The organism is Pseudomonas alkylphenolica (genome assembly GCF_016009175.1).
Taxonomy (GTDB): Bacteria; Pseudomonadota; Gammaproteobacteria; order Pseudomonadales; family Pseudomonadaceae; genus Aquipseudomonas; species Aquipseudomonas alkylphenolica_B.
Window position 1 is genome coordinate 230,819 of record NZ_JADUCM010000003.1, and the last position, 20,491, is coordinate 251,309.

Annotated in this window: 23 protein-coding genes; 17 read left to right on the forward strand and 6 right to left on the reverse strand. The window is 60.4% G+C overall.

Translation table 11 applies throughout. The features are described from left to right. Positions 1 to 64 precede the first annotated feature (64 nt). The 11 genes from I5S59_RS05525 (at position 65) to I5S59_RS05575 (ending at position 10,404) form a co-directional block, all read left to right on the forward strand. Positions 65 to 571, forward strand: a complete 507-nt coding sequence (locus I5S59_RS05525) for a disulfide bond formation protein B (protein WP_197875730.1) — start codon at positions 65 to 67, stop codon at positions 569 to 571. Between the two features lie 563 nt (positions 572 to 1,134). Next, on the forward strand, positions 1,135 to 2,079 hold the full coding sequence (gene cyoA, locus I5S59_RS05530) for a ubiquinol oxidase subunit II (RefSeq protein ID WP_197875731.1): 945 nt from the start codon (positions 1,135 to 1,137) through the stop codon (positions 2,077 to 2,079). Positions 2,080 to 2,082: 3 nt separating this feature from the next. Beyond that, positions 2,083 to 4,101 carry a cytochrome o ubiquinol oxidase subunit I gene (gene cyoB, locus I5S59_RS05535; RefSeq protein WP_128322683.1) on the forward strand — a complete coding sequence of 673 codons (2,019 nt, stop codon included), beginning with the start codon at positions 2,083 to 2,085 and terminating at the stop codon, positions 4,099 to 4,101. A 3-nt stretch (positions 4,102 to 4,104) separates the two neighbouring features. Beyond that, entirely contained in the window at positions 4,105 to 4,734 is a 630-nt protein-coding gene (locus tag I5S59_RS05540; protein WP_197875732.1) for a cytochrome o ubiquinol oxidase subunit III, read from the forward strand. After that, entirely contained in the window at positions 4,735 to 5,067 is a 333-nt protein-coding gene (gene cyoD, locus I5S59_RS05545; RefSeq protein ID WP_128322681.1) for a cytochrome o ubiquinol oxidase subunit IV, read from the forward strand. Positions 5,068 to 5,078: 11 nt separating this feature from the next. Next, positions 5,079 to 5,966 (forward strand): heme o synthase, encoded by an 888-nt coding sequence (gene cyoE, locus I5S59_RS05550; RefSeq protein WP_197875733.1) that lies wholly within the window; start codon positions 5,079 to 5,081, stop codon positions 5,964 to 5,966. A gap of 152 nt (positions 5,967 to 6,118) precedes the next feature. Continuing rightward, positions 6,119 to 7,252 carry a hypothetical protein gene (locus I5S59_RS05555; protein ID WP_197875734.1) on the forward strand — a complete coding sequence of 378 codons (1,134 nt, stop codon included), beginning with the start codon at positions 6,119 to 6,121 and terminating at the stop codon, positions 7,250 to 7,252. 142 nt (positions 7,253 to 7,394) lie between these two features. Beyond that, on the forward strand, positions 7,395 to 8,609 hold the full coding sequence (alaC, locus tag I5S59_RS05560) for an alanine transaminase (RefSeq protein ID WP_197875800.1): 1,215 nt from the start codon (positions 7,395 to 7,397) through the stop codon (positions 8,607 to 8,609). 210 nt (positions 8,610 to 8,819) lie between these two features. Next, positions 8,820 to 9,194 (forward strand): YkgJ family cysteine cluster protein, encoded by a 375-nt coding sequence (locus I5S59_RS05565; protein WP_128322678.1) that lies wholly within the window; start codon positions 8,820 to 8,822, stop codon positions 9,192 to 9,194. A 92-nt stretch (positions 9,195 to 9,286) separates the two neighbouring features. Next, positions 9,287 to 9,847, forward strand: a complete 561-nt coding sequence (locus I5S59_RS05570; protein WP_197875735.1) for a GNAT family N-acetyltransferase — start codon at positions 9,287 to 9,289, stop codon at positions 9,845 to 9,847. 2 nt (positions 9,848 to 9,849) lie between these two features. Then, the gene (locus I5S59_RS05575; protein ID WP_197875801.1) at positions 9,850 to 10,404 is read left to right on the forward strand and encodes a hypothetical protein; all 555 of its coding nucleotides are present in this window, start codon (positions 9,850 to 9,852) and stop codon (positions 10,402 to 10,404) included. On the opposite strand, the gene I5S59_RS05580 is transcribed toward I5S59_RS05575, so the two are convergent. Beyond that, the gene (locus I5S59_RS05580) at positions 10,397 to 10,879 is read right to left on the reverse strand and encodes a DMT family transporter (protein WP_197875736.1); all 483 of its coding nucleotides are present in this window, start codon (positions 10,877 to 10,879) and stop codon (positions 10,397 to 10,399) included. The two genes, I5S59_RS05575 and I5S59_RS05580, sit on opposite strands and share 8 nt — an antisense overlap. Positions 10,880 to 10,968: 89 nt before the next feature. Between I5S59_RS05580 and I5S59_RS05585 the strand changes: the two genes are divergently transcribed. Then, positions 10,969 to 11,880 (forward strand): LysR family transcriptional regulator, encoded by a 912-nt coding sequence (locus I5S59_RS05585; RefSeq protein ID WP_197875737.1) that lies wholly within the window; start codon positions 10,969 to 10,971, stop codon positions 11,878 to 11,880. A 632-nt stretch (positions 11,881 to 12,512) separates the two neighbouring features. Further along, positions 12,513 to 12,893, forward strand: a complete 381-nt coding sequence (locus I5S59_RS05590) for a lysozyme inhibitor LprI family protein (protein ID WP_197875738.1) — start codon at positions 12,513 to 12,515, stop codon at positions 12,891 to 12,893. Positions 12,894 to 12,903: 10 nt separating this feature from the next. Here I5S59_RS05590 and mnmH read toward each other — a convergent pair whose 3' ends face one another. Both mnmH and selD read right to left on the reverse strand, forming a co-directional pair. Next, the gene (mnmH, locus tag I5S59_RS05595) at positions 12,904 to 14,007 is read right to left on the reverse strand and encodes a tRNA 2-selenouridine(34) synthase MnmH (protein WP_197875739.1); all 1,104 of its coding nucleotides are present in this window, start codon (positions 14,005 to 14,007) and stop codon (positions 12,904 to 12,906) included. Next, positions 14,007 to 15,041, reverse strand: a complete 1,035-nt coding sequence (selD, locus tag I5S59_RS05600) for a selenide, water dikinase SelD (protein ID WP_197875740.1) — start codon at positions 15,039 to 15,041, stop codon at positions 14,007 to 14,009. The genes mnmH and selD overlap by 1 nt, the downstream gene beginning before the upstream one ends. Before the next feature lie 123 nt (positions 15,042 to 15,164). Here selD and I5S59_RS05605 point away from each other — a divergent pair, with 123 nt between their 5' ends. Genes I5S59_RS05605 through phnE form a run of 4 tightly spaced genes read left to right on the forward strand, consistent with a single transcriptional unit; the run spans position 15,165 to position 18,413 of the window. Further along, a complete protein-coding gene (locus I5S59_RS05605; RefSeq protein WP_197875741.1) occupies positions 15,165 to 16,037 on the forward strand; it encodes a putative selenate ABC transporter substrate-binding protein in 873 nt (290 codons plus the stop codon). After that, the gene (locus tag I5S59_RS05610) at positions 16,034 to 16,828 is read left to right on the forward strand and encodes a phosphonate ABC transporter ATP-binding protein (protein ID WP_197875742.1); all 795 of its coding nucleotides are present in this window, start codon (positions 16,034 to 16,036) and stop codon (positions 16,826 to 16,828) included. Before I5S59_RS05605 ends, I5S59_RS05610 begins: the two co-directional genes overlap by 4 nt. Further along, positions 16,822 to 17,649, forward strand: a complete 828-nt coding sequence (locus tag I5S59_RS05615; RefSeq protein WP_197875743.1) for a PhnE/PtxC family ABC transporter permease — start codon at positions 16,822 to 16,824, stop codon at positions 17,647 to 17,649. The genes I5S59_RS05610 and I5S59_RS05615 overlap by 7 nt, the downstream gene beginning before the upstream one ends. Further along, a complete protein-coding gene (phnE, locus tag I5S59_RS05620; RefSeq protein WP_197875744.1) occupies positions 17,646 to 18,413 on the forward strand; it encodes a phosphonate ABC transporter, permease protein PhnE in 768 nt (255 codons plus the stop codon). The genes I5S59_RS05615 and phnE overlap by 4 nt, the downstream gene beginning before the upstream one ends. Here phnE and I5S59_RS05625 read toward each other — a convergent pair. From I5S59_RS05625 to I5S59_RS05635, 3 genes are read right to left on the reverse strand one after another with little or no spacing between them, the layout of a single operon-like run. After that, entirely contained in the window at positions 18,410 to 18,892 is a 483-nt protein-coding gene (locus tag I5S59_RS05625; RefSeq protein ID WP_197875745.1) for a DoxX family protein, read from the reverse strand. The two genes, phnE and I5S59_RS05625, sit on opposite strands and share 4 nt — an antisense overlap. A gap of 20 nt (positions 18,893 to 18,912) precedes the next feature. Beyond that, on the reverse strand, positions 18,913 to 19,659 hold the full coding sequence (locus I5S59_RS05630; protein WP_197875746.1) for a DNA-binding domain-containing protein: 747 nt from the start codon (positions 19,657 to 19,659) through the stop codon (positions 18,913 to 18,915). Then, positions 19,656 to 20,489: a DUF692 domain-containing protein gene (locus tag I5S59_RS05635; protein WP_197875747.1), complete on the reverse strand. Its 834-nt coding sequence runs from the start codon at positions 20,487 to 20,489 to the stop codon at positions 19,656 to 19,658. The genes I5S59_RS05630 and I5S59_RS05635 overlap by 4 nt, the downstream gene beginning before the upstream one ends. Positions 20,490 to 20,491: the final 2 nt, after the last annotated feature.

A 20,491-nucleotide genomic window follows, 5' to 3' on the forward strand; every position in this document is an offset into this window, starting at 1 on the left:
GTCTTCTTGGGCGTGTAGAATTCCGGGCAGGCCGTCGAGCCATCAAGACAATCAAGGATATGCAATGAACGAGCAAACAATGCGCCTGAACCGGGAACGGCGCTTTCTGGTGCTGCTGGGCGTGATCTGCCTGGCCCTGATCGGTGGTGCCCTGTATATGCAGATTGTCCTCGGCGAGGCGCCATGCCCGTTGTGTATCCTGCAGCGCTATGCCCTGTTGCTGATCGCCGTGTTTGCATTCATTGGTGCTGCCATGCCCGGGCGCCGCAGCCTGACCGTTTTCGAAGGCCTGGTGGTCCTCAGTGCCATCGGCGGTATGGCGGCGGCCGGCAACCATGTGTATATCCTCGCCAACCCCGCAGTCAGCTGTGGTATCGATACCCTGCAGCCGATCGTCGACGGCCTGCCGCTGGCGTCGATACTGCCCCTGGTGTTTCAGGTTGACGGCTTTTGCTCCACGCCCTACCCACCGGTGATGGGGTTGTCGCTGGCGCAATGGGCTTTGTTGGCGTTTACCCTGACCGCTGTCCTGGTGCCGCTGGGCATCTACCGGAACCGTCGCCAGGCTTAGACAAAAGTCATGTTTTGATGCAAGTCAGACATGCAATGTAACTTTCCCTCCGTGTCGCACATCCATTGATCTGGATCAAGCTGAAGCCCTTGTAATACAAGGGCTTCAGGGGTGTTTTGAAGGGTGCGACAAACTGTCGCGAAACTGATTTTTAAGACGCTATTGTTGCAGCTTCTGTAAAAGACTGTTGCACAATTAGTCATAGTCAATGCCTGACGACCTATCTACAATCGCCCCCAATTTCCGTTCGGCACCGCTTGCGAGTCGCAGGATTAAAGGAGCTTCACGCTCTTTTTGCTGACTCTGACGAGCATCGCCTGCGGCGATGCCGGGCTGACCCCCCTCCGTGATTTCCCGCACCAAATGGAATTGGTCTGAAAACAGGCCTGTTGCCTACGAAGTCAAAACAATAAGCACCGTAATACCCGGTCAATGCCGAGCCGCCGCAGCTGGCCTCAAGGTATGACCGTATTCGATCCGATAAATGCTGACGCTTGGCAGGACGAAGTGTTGGCGACCAAAACACAAATTGCATTGAAGCAAGCTGCTCTAGAGGTCGTGAGATGAGTAAAAAGCGTTACCCCAGACTGTTTGGCATTCTGCCCTTTTTAGGCATGCTTTTACTCAGTGGGTGCAACTGGACCCTGCTCGACCCGAAGGGCCAGGTCGGCATTGAGCAAAAGAACCTTATCCTGATCGCTACCGGCTTGATGTTGCTGGTGGTGATTCCTGTCATTTTCATGACCATCGCGTTCGCCTGGAAGTATCGCGCTTCCAACAAGGCGGCGACCTACACCCCTGACTGGTCGCACTCGACCAAGATCGAAGTGGCGGTGTGGACCATCCCGGTACTGATCATCATTGCCCTGGGCTATGTGACCTACAAGACCACCCACGAGCTGGACCCGTATCGTCCACTGGTTTCCGACGTGAAGCCGGTGCAGATCGACGTGGTCGCCCTGGACTGGAAATGGCTGTTCATCTACCCGGAACAAGGCATTGCCACGGTCAACAAGATCGTCTTCCCGGCTAACACCCCGGTCAACTTCCGTGTGACCTCCGACTCGGTGATGAACTCGTTCTTCATTCCGGGTCTGGGCGGCCAGATCTACGCGATGGCCGGCATGACCACCAAGCTGCACCTGATCGCCAACGAAAATGGCGAGTTCGACGGTATCTCGGCGAACTACAGCGGCGCAGGCTTCACCGGTATGAAGTTCAAGGCAGTTGCCACCTCCCAGGCCGATTTCGAGACATGGGTGAACGAAGTCAAACAGTCGCCAAAACAGCTGGATTCGGCTGAATACGCGGCATTGGCAAAAGCTAGCGAAAACAATCCAGTCGCGCTGTACAGCGTGGCATCGCCTGACCAGTTCCAGTCCATCGTCGACAAGTACGAGGGCATGAACCGCGGTCGGCCGGTCCACGAAAAAGAGCAGAGCAAAGAAGCGGCCGGTACCGAAGGGATGGACGTGAGTATGCATTCAGCTGCTGGGGCAGAGGAGTAAGAGATGTTCGGTAAACTAAGTCTGGATGCGATTCCGTATCACGAGCCGATAGTCATGGTGACACTCGCCATGATTGCGCTCGGCGGTATCGCGGTGATTGGTGCAATCACCTACTTCAAGAAATGGACCTACTTGTGGACCGAGTGGCTGACTACGGTCGACCACAAAAAAATCGGGGTGATGTACATCATCGTCGCGATGATCATGCTGCTGCGTGGTTTTGCTGACGCCATCATGATGCGTACCCAGCTGGCGATGGCCACTGGTGGCTCCGAGGGCTATCTGCCGCCTGAGCACTATGACCAGATCTTCACCGCTCACGGTGTGATCATGATCATCTTCATGGCAATGCCATTCTTCACCGGCCTGATGAACCTGGCCCTGCCTCTGCAGATCGGTGCACGTGACGTTGCTTACCCGTTCCTCAACTCCCTGAGCTTCTACCTGCTGCTGGCAGGCGTGCTGCTGGTCAACATCTCCCTGGGTGTTGGTGAATTCGCCAAGACCGGCTGGGTTGCCTATCCGCCGCTTGCGGGGATTCAGTACAGTCCTGGCGTAGGTGTGGACTACTACATCTGGGCGCTACAGCTATCAGGTTTGGGTACGACACTAACGGGCGTCAACTTCCTGGTCACCGTGCTGAAAATGCGCGCGCCTGGCATGAAGCTGATGGACATGCCGATCTTCACCTGGACCTGCACCTGGGCCAACGTTCTGATCGTCGCTTCGTTCCCGATCCTGACTGCTGCTCTGGCACTGCTGACTGTTGACCGTTATCTGGACTTCCACATTTTCACCAACGAGCTTGGTGGGAACCCGATGATGTACGTCAACCTGTTCTGGGCCTGGGGTCACCCTGAGGTTTACATCCTGATCCTGCCGGCCTTCGGTGTGTTCTCGGAAGTAACCTCGACCTTCGCTGGCAAACGTCTGTTCGGCCACAAGTCGATGATCTACGCTTCCGGCGCGATCGCGGTACTGGGCTTTGCGGTATGGCTGCACCACTTCTTCACCATGGGTTCGGGCGCCAGCGTCAACACCTTCTTCGGTCTGGCGACCATGCTGATCTCGATTCCGACCGGGGTGAAGCTGTTCAACTGGCTGTTCACGATCTACCAGGGCCGCCTGCGCTTCACCGCGCCGGTACTGTGGACCCTGGGCTTCATGGTTACCTTCTCCATTGGTGGTATGACCGGCGTACTGCTGGCTGTTCCAGGTGCTGACTTCGTTCTGCACAACAGCCTGTTCGTAATCGCTCACTTCCACAACGTGATCATCGGTGGTGCGGTGTTCGGCTACATTGCCGGCTTCGCCTTCTGGTTCCCGAAAGCCTTCGGTTTCACCCTGAACGAGAAGTGGGGCAAAGCTGCCTTCTGGTTCTGGATCTCCGGTTTCTACGTGGCATTCATGCCGCTGTACGCACTGGGCTTCATGGGTATGACCCGTCGTCTGAACCACTCCGACAACCCACTGTGGGAACCCTACCTGTACGTAGCCGTTGCTGGCGCCGTGCTGATCCTGTTCGGTATCGCTTGCCAGCTGATCCAGCTGTACGTTTCGGTTCGCGACCGCAAGGACAACATGGACGTGACCGGCGACCCATGGGGCGGCCGTACCCTGGAATGGTCGACTTCGTCGCCACCGCCGTTCTACAACTTCGCTCACATGCCTGAGAAAGTTGGCCTGGATGCCTGGCACGAAACCAAGGAAGCCGGTGTTGCCTACAAGGTTCCTGGCAAGTACGAAGCCATCCACATGCCGAACAACACCTCTACCGGTCTGTTCATGGGTATGTTGCTGACCGTATTCGGTTTCGCCTTCATCTGGCACATCTGGTGGCTGGTTGGCGCAAGCCTGATCGCGACCATCGCTGTCTTCGTTGCTCACGCTGCGCGTGACGACCAGGGCTACATGGTGCCTGCCGAAGAAGTGGCGCGTATCGAAGGCGAGCGCTTGAAGTCCCTGGGCCTGGCTACCGGTTCGCCGGTTGGCGCACGTGTCAAATCGTTTGAGCAGGTTTAATCAATGTCCAGTCATGTAATCAATGCAGACGCTCATGCACATGGTCACGACCATGGGCATGACGATCACCACCACGACTCGGGCCAGATGACCGTCTTCGGTTTCTGGCTGTACCTGATGACCGACTGCATCCTGTTTGCGTCGCTCTTCGCCACCTACGCGGTGCTGTCCGGCAGTTTTGCCGGCGGCCCGTCGGGTCACGACATTTTCCAGCTGGACTTTGTCGCGGTTGAAACCGCACTGCTGTTGCTGTCGAGTATCACCTTCGGCTTCGCCATGTTGCAGATGTTCAAAGGCAACAAGGGCGGCGTGCTGGGCTGGTTGGCCATCACCTTCCTGTTCGGTGCCGGCTTCATCGCGATGGAAGTCTATGAGTTCCATCACCTGATCGCTGAGGGCTTCGGCCCACAGCGCAGTGGTTTCCTGTCGGCGTTCTTCGCGCTGGTCGGCACCCACGGCCTGCACGTAACTGCAGGTCTGATCTGGATGGCGGTGATGATGTACCAGATCAACAAACACGGTATCACCGGCACTGCCAAGACCCGCATGAGCTGCCTGAGCCTGTTCTGGCACTTCCTGGACGTGGTCTGGATCTGTGTGTTCACCGTTGTGTATCTGCTGGGGGTTCTGTAAATGGCTAACGCACATAACAGCCACGCCGAGGGCAACCACGGTAGCGTCAAGTCCTACCTGATCGGCTTCGTTCTGTCGGTCATCCTGACGGCGATTCCATTCGGCCTGGTGATGTTCCCGAGCATGCCGAAAGACATCACCATCATGGTCGTGGTGGCACTGGCGGTCATTCAGGTGGTTGTCCACCTGGTGTACTTCCTGCACATGGACCGTTCCGCCGAGCAGCGCTCCAATGTGTCGACCTTCCTGTTTACAGCGATGGTCATTGCACTGTTGGTCGGCCTGTCGCTGTGGATCATGTTCAGCATCCACACCAGCATGATGGCGAAGTGAGGTAAGACGACATGTCCGTTAAGCACTTTATCCAAATCACCAAACCGGGGATCATTTTCGGTAACGTGCTTTCTGTGGCAGGCGGTTTCTTCCTTGCCGCGCAAGGGCATGTCGACTTCATGCTGTTCCTGGCCACGGTGATTGGTACTTCGCTGGTGGTGGCGTCCGGTTGCGTGTTCAACAACTGCATCGACCGTGACATCGACATCAAGATGGAGCGCACCAAGAACCGTGCAATGGTTCAGGGCCAGATCTCGCTGAAAGTCGCGTTGGCTTACGCCACCCTGCTCGGGGCAGTGGGCTTCGGCCTGCTGTACTTCAAGGCCAACCCGCTGGCGGCATTGCTCGGCCTGATCGGCTTCGTCGTCTACGTCGGCTTCTACAGCCTGTACTTCAAGCGCAAGTCGGTACACGGCACCTTGATCGGCAGCCTGTCCGGTGCCATGCCGCCAGTGATCGGCTACTGTGCCGTGAGCAACAGCTTCGACCTGGCTGCATTGACCCTGCTGGTGATGTTCAGCCTGTGGCAGATGCCGCACTCGTACGCTATTGCGATCTTCCGCTTCAACGACTATCGCGCTGCATCGATTCCGGTTCTGCCGGTCGAGCGTGGCGTGAAGGCGGCGAAGAAGCAGATCCTCTGGTACATCGGTGCCTTCCTCGCCGCTACCGTGATGCTCACTGTCGGCGGCTACGCTGGCGTTGGCTACCTGGCGGTCGCGGCAGCCATGGGGCTGTACTGGCTGTACATGGCCTGGGGCGGTAACAAGGCCGTCGATGATCGTCTGTGGGCGCGCAAGGTGTTTGCGTTCTCCATCTTCACCATCACTGCCCTGAGCGTGATGATGTCGCTGGACACCAAAGTACCAACCGACCTGCTGATGACATACGCACATTGAGTGCGACGGGTTGAACAAAAACGCCCCGGGCCGCAAGGCCTGGGGCGTTTTTGTTTGTGTCGCCGGCACCGGCGCAGGGCAGGCTTGCCTCCTGCAACCGTCTGGACCCGGTGATTAGAGTGCGCGGATATTCATCCACGGAGGACTATCCCATGAGCGTACTCACCGTTTATTTCTGCGGCACCGGCTCCCACCGGTTCGACGACACCAATCCCAACTTCTGGAACGGCGAGCTGGTTTCGACCCTGGCCGCCAATGATCAGGGCAAGGAGTACGCCAACTGGATTGCGGTTGACGGACCGGGCAGCGGCAACCTGCAAGCTGACGATCTGTTCGTTGAGCCCGGCGGCTATTACAACTGGAGCCAGACCCTGTTCGGTAAAGGCTGGGAGGAGAATGTCCAGCATGCCCTGCAGATCATCAAAGGCCGCAGCAACTGGCAGCGCAAGGAACTGAGCGAGGAGGAGTACCAGCGCCTGAAAGCGGCCGGTGTGCCGATTCCAGCGTCGACAGCGACAGCCTCCTGGTTCTGGCGGACCTACAACTATGGCGAACGCAAGATCACGCCACAGATGCTTCAGGAACAGATCATCAAGCAGTTTCGCAAGGACGGCATTGTCCCGACCCAGGTCAACCTGGTGGGTTGGAGCCGCGGTGGCGTCAGTTGCCATATGCTGGCCAATGCGATGCTCGCCGACAATGAACTGAAAAAGCTCCCGGTGAATATCTTTGCCATTGACCCGGTTCCAGGGATAGGTAATTTCGATCGCCATCGGGTGCAACTGGGCGAAAACGTGAAGCAGTATGTGGGCTTCTACTCGCGGGACGAGCGCTCCAAGGGTTTTTCCTGTGTGATCCCTACTGTCCATGCCAGTACCCGATGCCATGTCTACCCGATGCCTGGGCGGCACGCGACGCTGGTGGGCAATGCTTCGGCTGACGGTGCGGGTAGCGGCAAGGTACTGGCCGAACCCGGCCTGATCGTCCGGCATCTTGCCGAAGTGTGCCTGACACGCTGGGGCGTGAAACTGAACAAGATGCTCAAGCTCAGTGAGGCTTACCTGGATAACTACCACCAGGCACTGGGCCGGGATGACGGCAAGTACCAGGCGATGCGCAAGCATTCCTACACGCGGATCACCGAATCCGAGAAAGATGAACGCTACGTCAGCCTGGGTGACAAAGGTACTGCTTTCTCCAGCATTCAGGGGGCAGCGTTCCAGCCGGGCAGTGCCCTTGCAGCGCCGGTCAAATGGGACCCGACAGCGTACAAAGATATCCGTTGAGCCTTCCCGGGGAGAGTGGCTGCCATTGAAGGTGCTCCGCTGACTGGACAGGCAGCCCGTCCAGGCTCTATTGTTGGCGCTGGCCACCGCAGTGGCCAACGTCGCTCGGACGGTTCCGGGCGCTTACGTCTTCGAGGAAACCATGGCTGACCAAGGTTCGCCGCGCCGCTTTGCGCGCATTGATCGTCTCCCCCCTTACGTTTTCAACATCACCGCCGAACTCAAGATGGCTGCGCGCCGTCGTGGCGAGGACATCATCGACCTGAGTATGGGCAACCCGGATGGGGCCACGCCACCGCACATCGTCGAAAAACTGGTTCAGGTCGCCCAGCGTGAAGACACCCACGGCTACTCGACTTCCCGCGGTATTCCACGCCTGCGCCGGGCCATTTCGCGCTGGTACAAAGACCGCTACGAGGTCGAGATCGACCCGGAAAGCGAAGCCATCGTCACCATTGGTTCCAAGGAAGGCCTGGCTCACCTGATGCTGGCCACGCTGGACCATGGCGACACGGTGCTGGTGCCCAACCCCAGCTACCCGATCCATATCTACGGCGCAGTGATCGCCGGTGCCCAGGTGCGTTCGGTGCCGCTGGTGCCGGGTGTGGATTTCTTCAACGAACTGGAACGCGCGATCCGCGAGTCGATTCCGAAACCGAAGATGATGATTCTCGGTTTCCCCTCCAACCCGACCGCGCAGTGTGTCGAACTGGACTTCTTCGAGCGGGTGGTGGCGCTGGCCAAGCAGTACGATGTGCTGGTAATCCACGACCTGGCCTACGCCGACATCGTCTATGACGGCTGGAAGGCACCTTCGATCATGCAGGTGCCGGGCGCCAAGGACATTGCGGTGGAATTCTTCACCCTGTCCAAGAGCTACAACATGGCCGGCTGGCGTATTGGCTTCATGGTCGGTAACCCGGAACTGGTCAGCGCCCTGGCGCGCATCAAGAGCTACCACGACTACGGCACCTTCACCCCGCTGCAGGTAGCGGCAATCGCTGCGCTGGAAGGTGATCAGCAGTGCGTGCGCGACATTGCCGAGCAATACCGCCAACGCCGCAATGTGCTGGTCAAAGGGCTGCACGAACTGGGCTGGATGGTCGAGAATCCCAAGGCGTCGATGTACGTCTGGGCGAAAATCCCGCCCGAGTACGCGCACCTGGGCTCGCTGGAGTTCTCCAAGAAGCTGCTGGCCGAGGCCAAGGTCTGCGTGTCGCCGGGTATCGGCTTTGGTGACTATGGCGATGATCACGTGCGTTTTGCCCTGATCGAAAACCAGGACCGTATCCGCCAGGCGGTGCGCGGTATTCGCCAGATGTTCCGTACTGACGGCGTTGGCAAGGCGCAGAAATAAGCCCTTCAGCAATAAGCCTGCTCTTACAGACCTGTGGGAGCAGGTAACAGTCAGCGATCGGCGGTGAAACGGCCGCCATCCTGGCACATTCAACCGCCCGTCAGGCGCAAACTATTTATACATCTCCCCCCTTCCCAAAGCGCTGGCGAAGCATAGAATGGCGGCGGGTTTTCTCCCAATAACGATAAACTTACCCCCCGTCTTCTCATCATGTCCGAACATAATCCTTGTTTGAACTGCGGCGCCTGCTGCGGGTTTTTCCGTGTGTCTTTTTTCTGGGGTGAGTGCACATCGGCGGGAGGCTTGGTGCCCGACGATCTGGTGGTACAGATCAATCCTACCCGTGTAGCGATGATCGGCACCGACAGCAAACCATGCCGTTGTATCAGCCTTGAGGGCGAGATCGGCAAAGGTGTCAGCTGCAGCATTTATGAGCAGCGCTCCAGCCCTTGCCGTGAGTTTGAGGCGGCCTGGGTGGATGGTCAGCCCAACCCGAGTTGCGATGCAGCCCGGGCTGCCTACGGTTTGCCACCGCTCGAAGCCAATGAGCCGATCTGGCCGCCGGAGGGAGCAGAAGTCGCCTGAAGGCTGTAGATGCCAGGTTGCTGTTCTCAGCGCGGTGCCTGGCAACCATGCGGTAGACTGTGCGGCTCTTCGGACAGAACAGGAGTTCTACCGTGTCGCACCTTCACACTTTCCCCCACGACCTTTGCCTGCACAGCCCGCGCCTGGACTTGCGGCCCATGGGTGCCGAAGATGCCGGCGCCTGGTTTGGCATCATGGCCGATCCGCAGGTCATGCGCTTCTGGAACCACGCGCCATGGCGCACTCTGGACGAAGCGCATGCTGCACTGCTGGCTGACCGTCAGGCTTTTGCGCAGGGGCACGTGCTCAAGCTGGGTATCTACCGGCGTGACAGCGATGAACTGATCGGCATGTGCCAGTGTTATCACTTTGGTCGTGACTCACGTCGCGGTGAAATCGGTTATTGCCTGGCCAGTGGTGCACAGGGCCAGGGCTTTATGGGTGAAGCGCTGGAGCACTTCATTCAGTACCTGTCCCGGGCGTTGAACCTGCGCCGCCTTGAAGCGGAGATCGACCCACGCAACTCGGCCTCGGCACGCCTACTCGAACGCCTGGGCTTTGTCCTTGAGGGTACTCTGCGGGAACGCTGGTGTGTGGCTGGCGAACTTTCCGACTCCGGGCTTTATGGCCTTTTGCTTGAGCGTGGCGAGTGAAGCTGGCTAGCCGCTATGTCTCCGTCACGCTGGCGCTGTTTTTGGCGAGCCTGTGTTTCAACGCCATGTACTTGAGTGGCGACGGGCGCCTGCATGCCTTGCAGGCACTGATCTATGGCCCATGGGGCCTGGTCTTCGGCATGTACGGCTGGTTCGCCAATCCCTTGCTGGGCCTGGCGATTCTCGTGCACCGTCGTTGGCACCGTGTGTCGTTGGTGCTGGGTCTTGGCGCTTTGTATCTGGCGCTGACCAGCCTGGGCATCGATCGGATGCCCGACAACCGCAGCTATAACTTCGTCAACCTGACGCACTTTGCCCCCGGGTTTTACATCTGGTTGCTGGCGATCTTCGGCTTCTGCCTGGGGCAAGCCTGGTGGTGGCGTCAGGCGCGTCAGGGTGAGGCGATACCCGGCTGGCACTGGCTCGACGCTGTGCTGGTCGTGGTGCTGGGTTTAGCCATCAGTTTCGCCATCCAGGCGCCCAGCCTGCGCTTCGAAATCAATCGGGCACTGGAACCGCCACCGTATGTTCAGCCGAATGGGGCGAACGCTATCTAGCCGACGTCGACGTCCCCCATTGCACCACCAGCATGCCGAGCACGATCAGGCCGACCCCGGCCAGGCGCAAGCCGTTCACTGGACGTTGCGCCAGGCCCATCAGCCCCCATTGGTCGATCACCAGTGATGACACCACCTGGCCGGCAATCACGCACACGATGAACCCGGCAGCCCCCAGGCGTGGGGTGAGCATCAGGGCGGCGGTGATATACGCAACCCCGGCCACGCCGCCCAGCCAGGCCCACCAGGGCGCCTGGGCCAGAGCGCCGATCTGCGGCAGGGGTGCACGCATGACCAGCAGCGCGGGGATCACCATCAACACACTCACTCCTAGCGACACCAGCGTTGCCCACAGGGGATGACCGAGCAAGCGGCCCAGGGCGGCATTGCTGCCGGCCTGGAACGGCACGGCGGCGCCAGCGAGCAGGGCGATTGTCAGCGGCAGCAGCGCAGCAGGTGCAAAGGAAAAACTCATGGCAAGACTCCTTGGAAACGGCTTGGTAAAGTCTTTGCTATCCATGCTGGTAATGGAAATTCGAATGCTGCACGGGAGTTATTCGTCTGATGGATGATCTGCGCCGTATTGACCTGAACCTTTTGCTGACCTTGCATGCCTTGCTGGTTGAGCAGCACGTTTCACGCGCAGCGTTGCGCCTGCACCGCAGCCAGCCGGCGGTGAGTCATGCACTGGCGCAACTGCGTGAACTGTTTGCCGACCCCTTGCTGGTGCGCCGTGGTGGCCGCCTGCACGTCACGGCGCGTGCGCAGGCCTTGATCGAGCCGTTGCAGCAGGCGCTGGAGCAGCTCGATACCTTGCTTGCCCACCCTGGATTCGATCCCGGTAAAGCGCGACGCAGCTTTCGTCTGGCGATGTCGGATTACGGTGCGCGGGTGGTGTTGCCTGGACTGATGCGGCTGCTGCGCGAGGAAGCGCCAGGTGTTGACCTTGTGGTGTCCCAGGGTAGCCGGGAGGCGATGCTGGGCCATTTGTTCGATGGTGAGGCCGACCTTGCGCTGGGCGTGTTTCCGGAAGTAGCTGCCGAGTTGCGGATTGAAACATTGTTCGAAGAGCGTTTTGCCTGCATTGCCGACCGCAATGGTTTGCCGGCCCGGGGCGGGCTGGAACTAGCGGACTGGCTGGCAAGGCCGCATGTACTTGTGGCGGTGCGACCCGGTATCGACAATGAAATCGATCTTGCGCTGACGGCCATCGGCGCCCGTCGCCGGGTTGCATTGGCGCTGCCTCACTGGGCGGCAGCGCAGGAGGTGATCGCCGGTACCGATCTGATCCTCACGGTGGCCCGGCGCAGTCTCGACAATGGCAAGCTCGACCCGCGCCTGCGTCGCTTCGAGCCGCCGTTGGCGATCAAGGCCTTTGGCTTTCAGCAGGCCTGGCATCAGCGCCGTGAAGGTGACGCAGGGCATCGCTGGTTGCGCGCGCGTATCGCACAGGTATGTGGCGCAGCCTCACTGTAGGAGCGAGGCTTGCCCGCGAAGAACGAAAGCGCGGTGTACCAGAGTCACCGCGGCGCCTGTTCGCCGGCAAGCCTGGCTCCTACAGGTGATATGTATGGCCTGCCGCACCGTTGTGTAGGAGCGAGGCTTGCCCGCGAAAAACGATAACGCGGTGTACCAGAGTCACCGCGGCGCCTGTTCGCCGGCAAGCCTGGCTCCTACAGGTGATACGTATGGCCTGCCGCACAGTTGTGTAGGAGCGAGGCTTGCCCGCGTAAAACGATAACGCGGTGTACCAGAAGCACCGCAGTGCCTGTTCGCCGGCAAGCCTGGCTCCTACAGGTGATGTGTATGGCCTTCCGCGCAGCTGTGTAGGAGCGAGGCTTGCCCGCGAAGAACGAAAGCGCGGTGTACCAGAGTCACCGCAGTGCCTGTTCGCCGGCAAGCCTGGCTCCTACAGGTGATGTGTATGGCCTGCCGCACAGTTGTGTAGGAGCGAGGCTTGCCCGCGAAAAACGATAACGCGGTGTACCAGAAGTACCGCAGTGCCTGTTCGCCGGCAAGCCTGGCTCCTGCAGGTGATGCGTATGGCGTCCCCTTGTGGAACATCCTCGCGCCCTGCATGCTGAGGCCCCTTACATGGAGTTTCCTGAATGAAACGTACGTTGCTGGCCGCATGTCTGATGACGGCCATTGCCCCGGTTGTCGTCGCCCAGAGCGATTCACCCGCCTACAGCCAATGCATGCAAACTGCCGAAACCACGCTGGACATGAACAACTGTAACGGCGCCGAAATCGACCGCCAGGATGCCCGTCTCAATGGTGCCTACAAGAAGGCCATGGCGACCCTTGAGCCGACTCAGCAGACGCAGTTGCGCGATGCCCAGCGGCTATGGATCAAGTACCGCGACGCCAACTGCAAGCTGTACTACAGCCTCACTGGCGGCACCATCGATCAACTCAATGGTGCAGGTTGTGTGCTGGAGTTGACCAAGGCACGCGCAGACGAACTGGGCAAACTGCTCGAGCCTTGAGGGCAGGCGATCAGTGCCGGGCGGCACGGGCCCGCAAGTACTCGCGCACTTCGCTGTGATTGCCGGCAAACTCGATGCGCCCGGCCTTGCTGTCGCGATGGTAGGCGTACATCGGGTCGTAGTATTCGCTGAGCAGGCCGCTGATCCAGGCGCGATGCAGGTCGACGGCGCCACTGCGCAGTTGCTCGCCCAGCGCCTGTTGCAGTTGCCCGGAAAAACGCTGATAGCGTTCACCGCCCAGGCGCTTGAGGATGTTGTGCATGCTTTGGGTCAGGCGTTCGGCGAACAGGCTGAAGCCACGCTCGTCTCCGTGCAACGCCACGAATTCGGCGCACAAGTTGGTTACATAGTCGCCAAGAATACGCTCGACACGGTTGTCGAAGCTGTCTTCCAGCCACACCAGCGGGTAGCGCTGCATGCCTTGGTACAGTGCCAGCGGTAGCGAACAACTGCCGACGATCCGGCCTTCATCTTCCAGCACGAACTGCTCGATACCGCCGGCGCGCTTTTTCAGCACATCGATCGCCAAGCAGTTTTCGAAGTCGATTTGCACCGGCTGGCCAGTGGCGCGCTTGCCAAAGCTCGAACCACGGTGGTTGGCATGCCCTTCCAGGTCCAGCGCGTTGTCCAGCTCCTGCAGTACTTCAGTCTTGCCGGTACCGGTAAGGCCGCCGATCAACACAAAGTCGCATTCGGTAACTGCCTGCTCGGTCGTTTCGATCAGAAAGTTACGCATGGCCTTGTAGCCACCGATGACCTTGGGGTACTGGATACCGGCTTCTTCCTTGAGCCACTGTTGAACGATCTGTGAGCGCAGGCCGCCACGAAAGCAGTACAGATAACCTTGCGGGTTGGCCCGGGCGAAGGCCGCCCAGGCCGCAATGCGTTCATCCTTGGTCTGGCCGTTGACCAGTTGATGGCCCAGGGTAATGGCCGCCTGCTGACCGTGCTGCTTGTAACAGGTACCGACCTTTTGCCGCTCCAGGTCGGTCATCAACGGCAGGTTGATCACCTTGGGGAAGGCGCCCTTGGCAAACTCGACCGGGGCGCGCATGTCCATCATCGGCACATCGTTCAGAAACAGCTGGCGGTAGTCGGTGGTGTTGTCACGCATTACAGCACCTCAACCGCATAACGCTGTCGCTCGACCAGTTCGCCGACCGGTGCCAGGTTCAGGCCCAGTTCGGCGGCAACCGCGAGAAACTCTGTTTCGCCTTCAGGCGTCACGGCCACCAGTAGCCCGCCGCTGGTTTGCGGGTCGCACAACAGGTGCTTCTGCTCCTCGCTGAGCGGCGCGATTTTCTCGCCATAGCTCTCGAAGTTGCGCAGGGTGCCGCCCGGTACGCAACCTTCGGCCAGGTAATGCTCGACGCCTGGCAGGCGTGGCACGGCGCTGTAGTTCAGGCGCGCGCTCAAGCCGCTGCCATCGGCCAGTTCAACCAGGTGGCCCAGCAGGCCGAAACCGGTGACATCAGTCATGGCCTTGACGCCCGCGAGCTTGCCGAAGCGGCTGCCTGGGGTATTGAGGGTGCACATCCAGTCGCGGGCCAGGCCCTTGTCCTGGTCACGCAGTTTGGATTTTTTCTCGGCGGTGGTGAGGATGCCGATGCCCAGAGGCTTGGTCAGGTACAGGCGGCAGCCTTGCGTCGCGGTGTCGTTGCGCTTCATGTGGCGCTTTTGCACCACGCCGGTCACCGCCAGGCCAAAGATCGGCTCGGGGGCATCGATGGAGTGACCGCCCGCCAGTGGAATACCGGCCTCGGCGCACACGGCACGACCGCCACGAATCACTTCGCGGGCCACTTCCGGGGCCAGCACATTGACAGGCCATCCGAGAATGGCGATGGCCATCAGCGGGTCGCCGCCCATGGCGTAAATATCGCTGATGGCGTTGGTGGCCGCGATGCGGCCGAAGTCGTACGGGTCATCGACAATCGGCATGAAGAAGTCGGTGGTCGAGACCACGCCGCGTTCGTCATCGAGGGCGTAGACGGCAGCGTCATCGCGCGAGGCGTTGCCGACCCAGAGTTTCGGGTCCAGGGCCTGGGTGCCGCTTTCGGCGAGAATCACTTCAAGCATCTTCGGGGAGATCTTGCAGCCACAACCGGCGCCATGGCTGTACTGGGTCAGACGAATCGGCTCGCTCATACGCACCTCGAGAAATCGTGAGGCCCGATTGTAGCAAAGCTGGTCTTTGCGCCGATGCCTCTTATAATTCTGAAGCCAGCCTGATGTTGGCTATTTCCCCGCTATTGAACCGGAGAACCCTTCATGCTCAAACGTCCCCTGGCGCTGTTTGCCGGCCTCGTGCTGTCTTGCTCATCCCTTCTGGCCCAAGCGGCCGACACGTTGAAAGTCAGTGCCATTCCAGACGAGGCGCCGACCGAATTGCTGCGCAAGTTCAAACCGCTGGGAGAGTATCTCGAACAAAAGCTGGGTATGAAGGTCGAGTTTGTGCCGGTATCCGATTACCCGGCCGTGGTCGAGGCACTGGCCACCGACCGCCTGGACATGGCCTGGCTGGGCGGCTTTACCTTTGTACAAGCAAACTTGAAGAGCCAGGAGACGAAGGGCTCCATCCCGCCGACACCATTGGTACAGCGCGAGCAGGATGCCAAGTTCACCAGCAAGTTCATTACGGCCAATCCTGAGATTGAAAGCCTGGCCGACCTCAAAGGCAAGACCTTTGCCTTCGGTTCGATTTCGTCCACCTCCGGTAGCCTGATGCCACGCTACTTCATGCTCAAGGACGACAACATCAAGCCTGAAACCTATTTCAGCCGTGTCGCCTATTCCGGTGCTCACGACGCTACCGCCGCCTGGGTGCAGGCCGGCAAGGTCGACGCCGGGGTGCTCAACGCCAGTGTCTGGGACAAACTGGTGGCCTCGGGCAAGGTCGACACCAACAAGGTCAAGGTATTTGCCACCACCCCGAGCTATTACGACTACAACTGGACCGTGCGCGGCAGCCTCGATCCGGCCTTGAAAGCGAAGATCAAACAGGCGTTCCTCGACCTCGACCCGGCCAAGCCCGGCGACAAGGCGATCCTCGACCTGCAGGCCGCTTCGCGCTTCATCGAAACCAGTCCGGACAACTACAAGGGCATCGAGGAGGCTGCTCGCGCCGCTGAGTTGCTCAAGTGACGGTCACGCTTACCGGCACCAGCCTGCGTCATGGTCAGGTTCAGGCGTTGCATGCGATCGACCTGCAGGTGGCTGCCGGTGAACGGGTGGCGATCATCGGTCCTTCGGGGGCCGGCAAGTCCAGTCTGCTGCAACTGATCGCCAGTGCGATAGCGCCCACCACCGGCAGCGTCGAGCTGCTCGGTGAGGCGCCGTGGCGGCTTTCGGCGCATGCACGCCAGCGTCTGCGTGCACGCATCGGCCTGATTCACCAGGCACCGCCCCTGCCACCGCGGCAGCGGGTGGTGACCGCCGTACTGGCCGGCCGTCTCGGGCAATGGAGCACGGTGCGCGGACTGTTCAATCTGTTGCATCCATCGGATATACCGGGCGTACGTGCCGTGTTGGCGGGGCTGGGCATGGCCGACAAACTCTTTGTCCAGTGCGGGCAACTTTCGGGTGGGCAATTGCAGCGGGTTGGAATCGCCCGGGCCTTGTACCAGCAGCCACAGCTTCTGCTTGCCGATGAGCCGGTTTCGGCCATGGACCCGGTGTTGGCCGAGCACAGCCTGAAAACCCTCAATCAGCATGCCAGCGAGCGGGGAATTACCCTGGTTGCCAGCCTGCATGCAGTGGAGCTGGCACTGACGCATTTCCCCCGGGTGATCGGTATCCGCGAAGGGCGGGTGGCGTTTGATCGTCCGGCTGCCGAGGTTTCCAGCGACATGCTCGATGCGCTTTATGCCAACGAGCACCTGGGGTCGCCGCCGGTGCCCGTGCCGACGCTGAACCTGCAGATTCCCCGATGCTGACGGCTGACACGCGCGACCCGGCGGCCTTGCCCAGGCTGCTGCTGACGGTGCTGGCGCTTGCCTTGCTGTGGCCGGGTATCCATGTCAGCGAACTTGATCCTGGTGTACTGCTTGAAGCTGAAAACCGTCGCCAGATGGGCAGTTTCGTCAGCGGTTTCTGGCCGCCTGCACACGATGCCGAGTTTCTCGCGCTGCTTTGGGAGGCGATTCTGCAAACCCTGGCGATGGCCACGGCAGGCATGACCCTGGCGCTATTGCTGGCGATACCGGCCAGCTTGCTGGCCAGCCGGGCGCTGTCCCTGGGCGCCACCTCGCGCGGGGGGCAACTGGGGTTCTGGTCACGCACCTTGCGATTGCCGGTGCGCGGGCTGCTGATCTTTCTGCGCAGTGTGCCGGAAATCGTCTGGGCCCTGCTTTTTGTTCGCGCGGTAGGCCTGGGGCCGACCGCCGGAGTGCTGGCCATCGCGATCACCTACAGCGGCATGCTCGGCAAGGTGTATGCGGAAATCTTCGAATCGATCAACCAGCGCCCTGCGCATGCGCTGATGCAGGCTGGCAGTGGTCGCCTGAACGCCTTTTTCTACGGCATCCTGCCGGGTGCTGCGGCAGAGTTGGTGTCTTACACAGTGTATCGATGGGAGTGTGCGATCCGGGCGTCTGTGGTGATGGGCTTTGTAGGTGCGGGCGGGCTGGGGCAGCAGATTGACTTGTCGCTGCGCATGTTCGCCGGCGCCGAAGTGGCAAGCATGCTACTGGCCTTCCTTGTGCTGGTATGGCTGGCCGATCAACTGAGCCGGCTGTTGCGCGGGAGGTTGGCATGAGGCGGCTGATCAATGCCTCACTGATCCTCGCCTTGCTGGCAGCGGTGGCGGGATCGTTTGCCTATTTGAGCCTCGATTTGCAGGCGCTGTTTGGTAATGGTGGATTAGGGCAGATGGGCGCCTATGCGGCGCGTTTCCTCAGCCCCGACCTGAGCCCCGAACAGCTGCGCGCGGTGGGCCAGGGTGCCCTGGAAACCCTGGCAATGTCCGGCCTGGGCACGCTGCTCGCAGTCATCCTTGGCCTGTTGATAGCCTTGCCTGCCGCCGGGCGTTTCGGTTGGCCGCTGCAAGGTGCTGCACGCCTGCTGCTCAATGGCCTGCGGGCGATACCGGAACTGGTCTGGGCAGCGCTGACCGTGTTGGCGGCAGGTTTGGGGCCGAATGCCGGTACCCTGGCGTTGGCATTGCACACCACCGGCGTGCTGGGACGCCTGTTTGCCGAAGCTCTGGAAAACACCCCGCCAGAACCCGCTGCTGCCATTCGCTTGCAAGGCGGCAGCCAGGTGACGGCGTTCTGCTTCGGCACCTTGCCCAACCTCTGGCCGCAGCTGCTGGCCTACAGCCTGTACCGGTGGGAGAACAACATCCGCATGGCCAGCGTGCTCGGCTTTGTCGGTGCCGGCGGCCTGGGGCAGATGCTCTACACCACCTTGAGCCTGTTCCAGGAGGCCCAGGCCAGCACGGTGATCATCGCCATGCTGGTGCTGGTGTTGTTGGTGGATGCGTTGAGTGATGTGCTCAGGCAGCGTTTTGTCCGGGCCTAGCGGATACCCAGGCAGCGATCCAGTGACCAGCGTCCGCCGCCACGGCCGATCACCACCAGCAACAATCCGGCCCAGCTCAGGTGCGTAGGCCAGGCATCGGGGTAGACGAATACCTGAATCACCAGGGTCATGCCGAGCAGCGCCAGCCCGGCGAAGCGGGTGAACAGGCCGAGCACCAGCAACAACGGAAACAGGTGCTCGGCGTAAGTTGCCAGATGTGCCGCCAGCCACGGCGACAGCAACGGTAACACATATTCGGTCCTGAACAGTTCGTAGGTGCCGGGTGTGATGCTCAACAGGCCCTCGACCTTGGTTCGCCCCGAGAGAAAGAAGATCGCGGCGATACCCAGGCGGGCAACCAGAGACAACAGCGAGTCGCTGATCAAACCGTGCAGATGATCGGCGCAGCGAGTCCAGCGAGTCCAGCGAGTGCTGCCTGTAGCCTTGGGGTTGTGGGGTGTATCGCTGAGCGTGTGCATGGTGGTCTCCGGTCAAAGGGTCAGGCAAATACTTCGGCGACAAGCAGGCGGCCGAGCAGGGCGGCGAAGTCCTGTGTGGCGTCGAAAGCCAGCAGATGATTGGCGGCGTCTTCCAGGGTCAGCCCTGCTGCGCAGGCGTCCAGAAAGCGGCATTCAGCTTCGTCAAGGGCTTGCCACAGCACCTGGCCTCGTTGGCGACGCAACAGCAAACCTTCACCCTTCCAGTCAAGTGGTTCGGGTACTGGCAGGCCCAGGCGGTTGCAGTGCCAAAGGGTGTAGATCGGTTGATCCGCGAACCATTGCCAGCGCACCTCTGTACGCGGCCGCAGTTGTAGAGAGCCGAGGTTTCCGGGGCTGATGGCAGTCATCGCCTTCAGGTCCATCACGCTGTCGTCGGGGGCGATGTGAGTGACGATCCACAAACGGTCGGCGCGCGCGACATCGGCGAGGTAAGGCAGTGTTTGCGCGGGCTCGAAATGTTCAAGAAAGGCTGGAAAGTGTTCGCCATATAGAATCAGGCGACTATCGCAGGGCGGTGTCTGCGTCGCGTGTATTGTTGCGGCAGCGCGAAACCAGTCGGTACCCACCAGACGTTCGACCGTCGGGAAATTGGCCTGCAACGCATCCACGCTGCCTTTGAGGACGGTATTGCGATACACCGCGAAACCGGCCTGGCCAGTCAAAGGCTGCAGTTCCGGCGAGTCCTGTAAACCATACAGGGTGGCAATAAAGGCCGATTGAAACGCGCCCAGTGATGAAGGGTTCATGGTCGCTCACCAACGTTGTCGAGCAGCGTCTGGGCGAAGTCGCGTTCGCGCAGCAGCTCATCGAAGGGTGGAATCCTGTCGTCACGTTCAATCAATGTCGGACGTGGCCCGATCCGGTGCAGCACATGTAGATACAGGTCCCAGACGGGTGCCGCGACGGGCGCGTCGTGGGAGTCGATCAGTAGCGAACTGTTGGCGTCCTGGCTGCAGCCAGCCAGGTGAATTTCGCTGATCAATGGCGCCGGGAACTGATCCAGGTAGGCCCGCGGGTCAAACCTCATGTTGTGCGCGCTGACCCAGACATTGTTGATGTCCAGTAACAGGGTGCAGCCGGTACGTTTGGCCAGTTCGGCAAGAAACTCGATCTCGCCATAGTCATGCCCGTCCAGTTGCGCATAGTGACTGGGGTTTTCGATTGCCAGGGGCCGGGCAAGGATGTCCTGGGCAAAGTGGATGTTCTCGGTAATGCGTTGAAGCGCAGCATGGCTACGTGGGAACGGCAGCAGATCAGGGTGGTACTGGCCCTGAAAGCTCGACCAGGCCAGGTGCTCCGAAAGCAGTGCCGGCTGCACCTGTCTGATCAGTGTCCTGAGCCGGTGCAAATGCTCGATGTCGGGCAGGTGATCGGCTGCGAGTGACAGGGATACGCCATGCAGTGACAGGGGATGCCGTTCGGCAATGGTCTGCAACCAGGCCAGTCGGGGGCCGGCGACCATGTAGTTTTCCGGGTGCACTTCGAACCACAGCCCGGGGGCCGTGCAGGCCAGGGCGTGTTCGTAGTGCTCGGCCTTGAGTCCCAGGCCTGCGCCCAGGTCTGCAGTGCTGTTCATGG

Bases quoted from the DNA above. Each gene is read 5' to 3' on its own strand.
- I5S59_RS05525 (WP_197875730.1), top strand. From the start codon at position 65: ATGAACGAGCAAACAATGCGCCTGAACCGGGAACGGCGCTTTCTGGTG.
- cyoA (WP_197875731.1), top strand. From the start codon at position 1,135: ATGAGTAAAAAGCGTTACCCCAGACTGTTTGGCATTCTGCCCTTTTTA.
- cyoB (WP_128322683.1), top strand. From the start codon at position 2,083: ATGTTCGGTAAACTAAGTCTGGATGCGATTCCGTATCACGAGCCGATA.
- I5S59_RS05540 (WP_197875732.1), top strand. From the start codon at position 4,105: ATGTCCAGTCATGTAATCAATGCAGACGCTCATGCACATGGTCACGAC.
- cyoD (WP_128322681.1), top strand. From the start codon at position 4,735: ATGGCTAACGCACATAACAGCCACGCCGAGGGCAACCACGGTAGCGTC.
- cyoE (WP_197875733.1), top strand. From the start codon at position 5,079: ATGTCCGTTAAGCACTTTATCCAAATCACCAAACCGGGGATCATTTTC.
- I5S59_RS05555 (WP_197875734.1), top strand. From the start codon at position 6,119: ATGAGCGTACTCACCGTTTATTTCTGCGGCACCGGCTCCCACCGGTTC.
- alaC (WP_197875800.1), top strand. From the start codon at position 7,395: ATGGCTGACCAAGGTTCGCCGCGCCGCTTTGCGCGCATTGATCGTCTC.
- I5S59_RS05565 (WP_128322678.1), top strand. From the start codon at position 8,820: ATGTCCGAACATAATCCTTGTTTGAACTGCGGCGCCTGCTGCGGGTTT.
- I5S59_RS05580 (WP_197875736.1), bottom strand. From the start codon at position 10,879: ATGAGTTTTTCCTTTGCACCTGCTGCGCTGCTGCCGCTGACAATCGCC.
- I5S59_RS05585 (WP_197875737.1), top strand. From the start codon at position 10,969: ATGGATGATCTGCGCCGTATTGACCTGAACCTTTTGCTGACCTTGCAT.
- I5S59_RS05590 (WP_197875738.1), top strand. From the start codon at position 12,513: ATGAAACGTACGTTGCTGGCCGCATGTCTGATGACGGCCATTGCCCCG.
- mnmH (WP_197875739.1), bottom strand. From the start codon at position 14,007: ATGCGTGACAACACCACCGACTACCGCCAGCTGTTTCTGAACGATGTG.
- selD (WP_197875740.1), bottom strand. From the start codon at position 15,041: ATGAGCGAGCCGATTCGTCTGACCCAGTACAGCCATGGCGCCGGTTGT.
- I5S59_RS05605 (WP_197875741.1), top strand. From the start codon at position 15,165: ATGCTCAAACGTCCCCTGGCGCTGTTTGCCGGCCTCGTGCTGTCTTGC.
- I5S59_RS05615 (WP_197875743.1), top strand. From the start codon at position 16,822: ATGCTGACGGCTGACACGCGCGACCCGGCGGCCTTGCCCAGGCTGCTG.
- phnE (WP_197875744.1), top strand. From the start codon at position 17,646: ATGAGGCGGCTGATCAATGCCTCACTGATCCTCGCCTTGCTGGCAGCG.
- I5S59_RS05625 (WP_197875745.1), bottom strand. From the start codon at position 18,892: ATGCACACGCTCAGCGATACACCCCACAACCCCAAGGCTACAGGCAGC.
- I5S59_RS05630 (WP_197875746.1), bottom strand. From the start codon at position 19,659: ATGAACCCTTCATCACTGGGCGCGTTTCAATCGGCCTTTATTGCCACC.
- I5S59_RS05635 (WP_197875747.1), bottom strand. From the start codon at position 20,489: ATGAACAGCACTGCAGACCTGGGCGCAGGCCTGGGACTCAAGGCCGAG.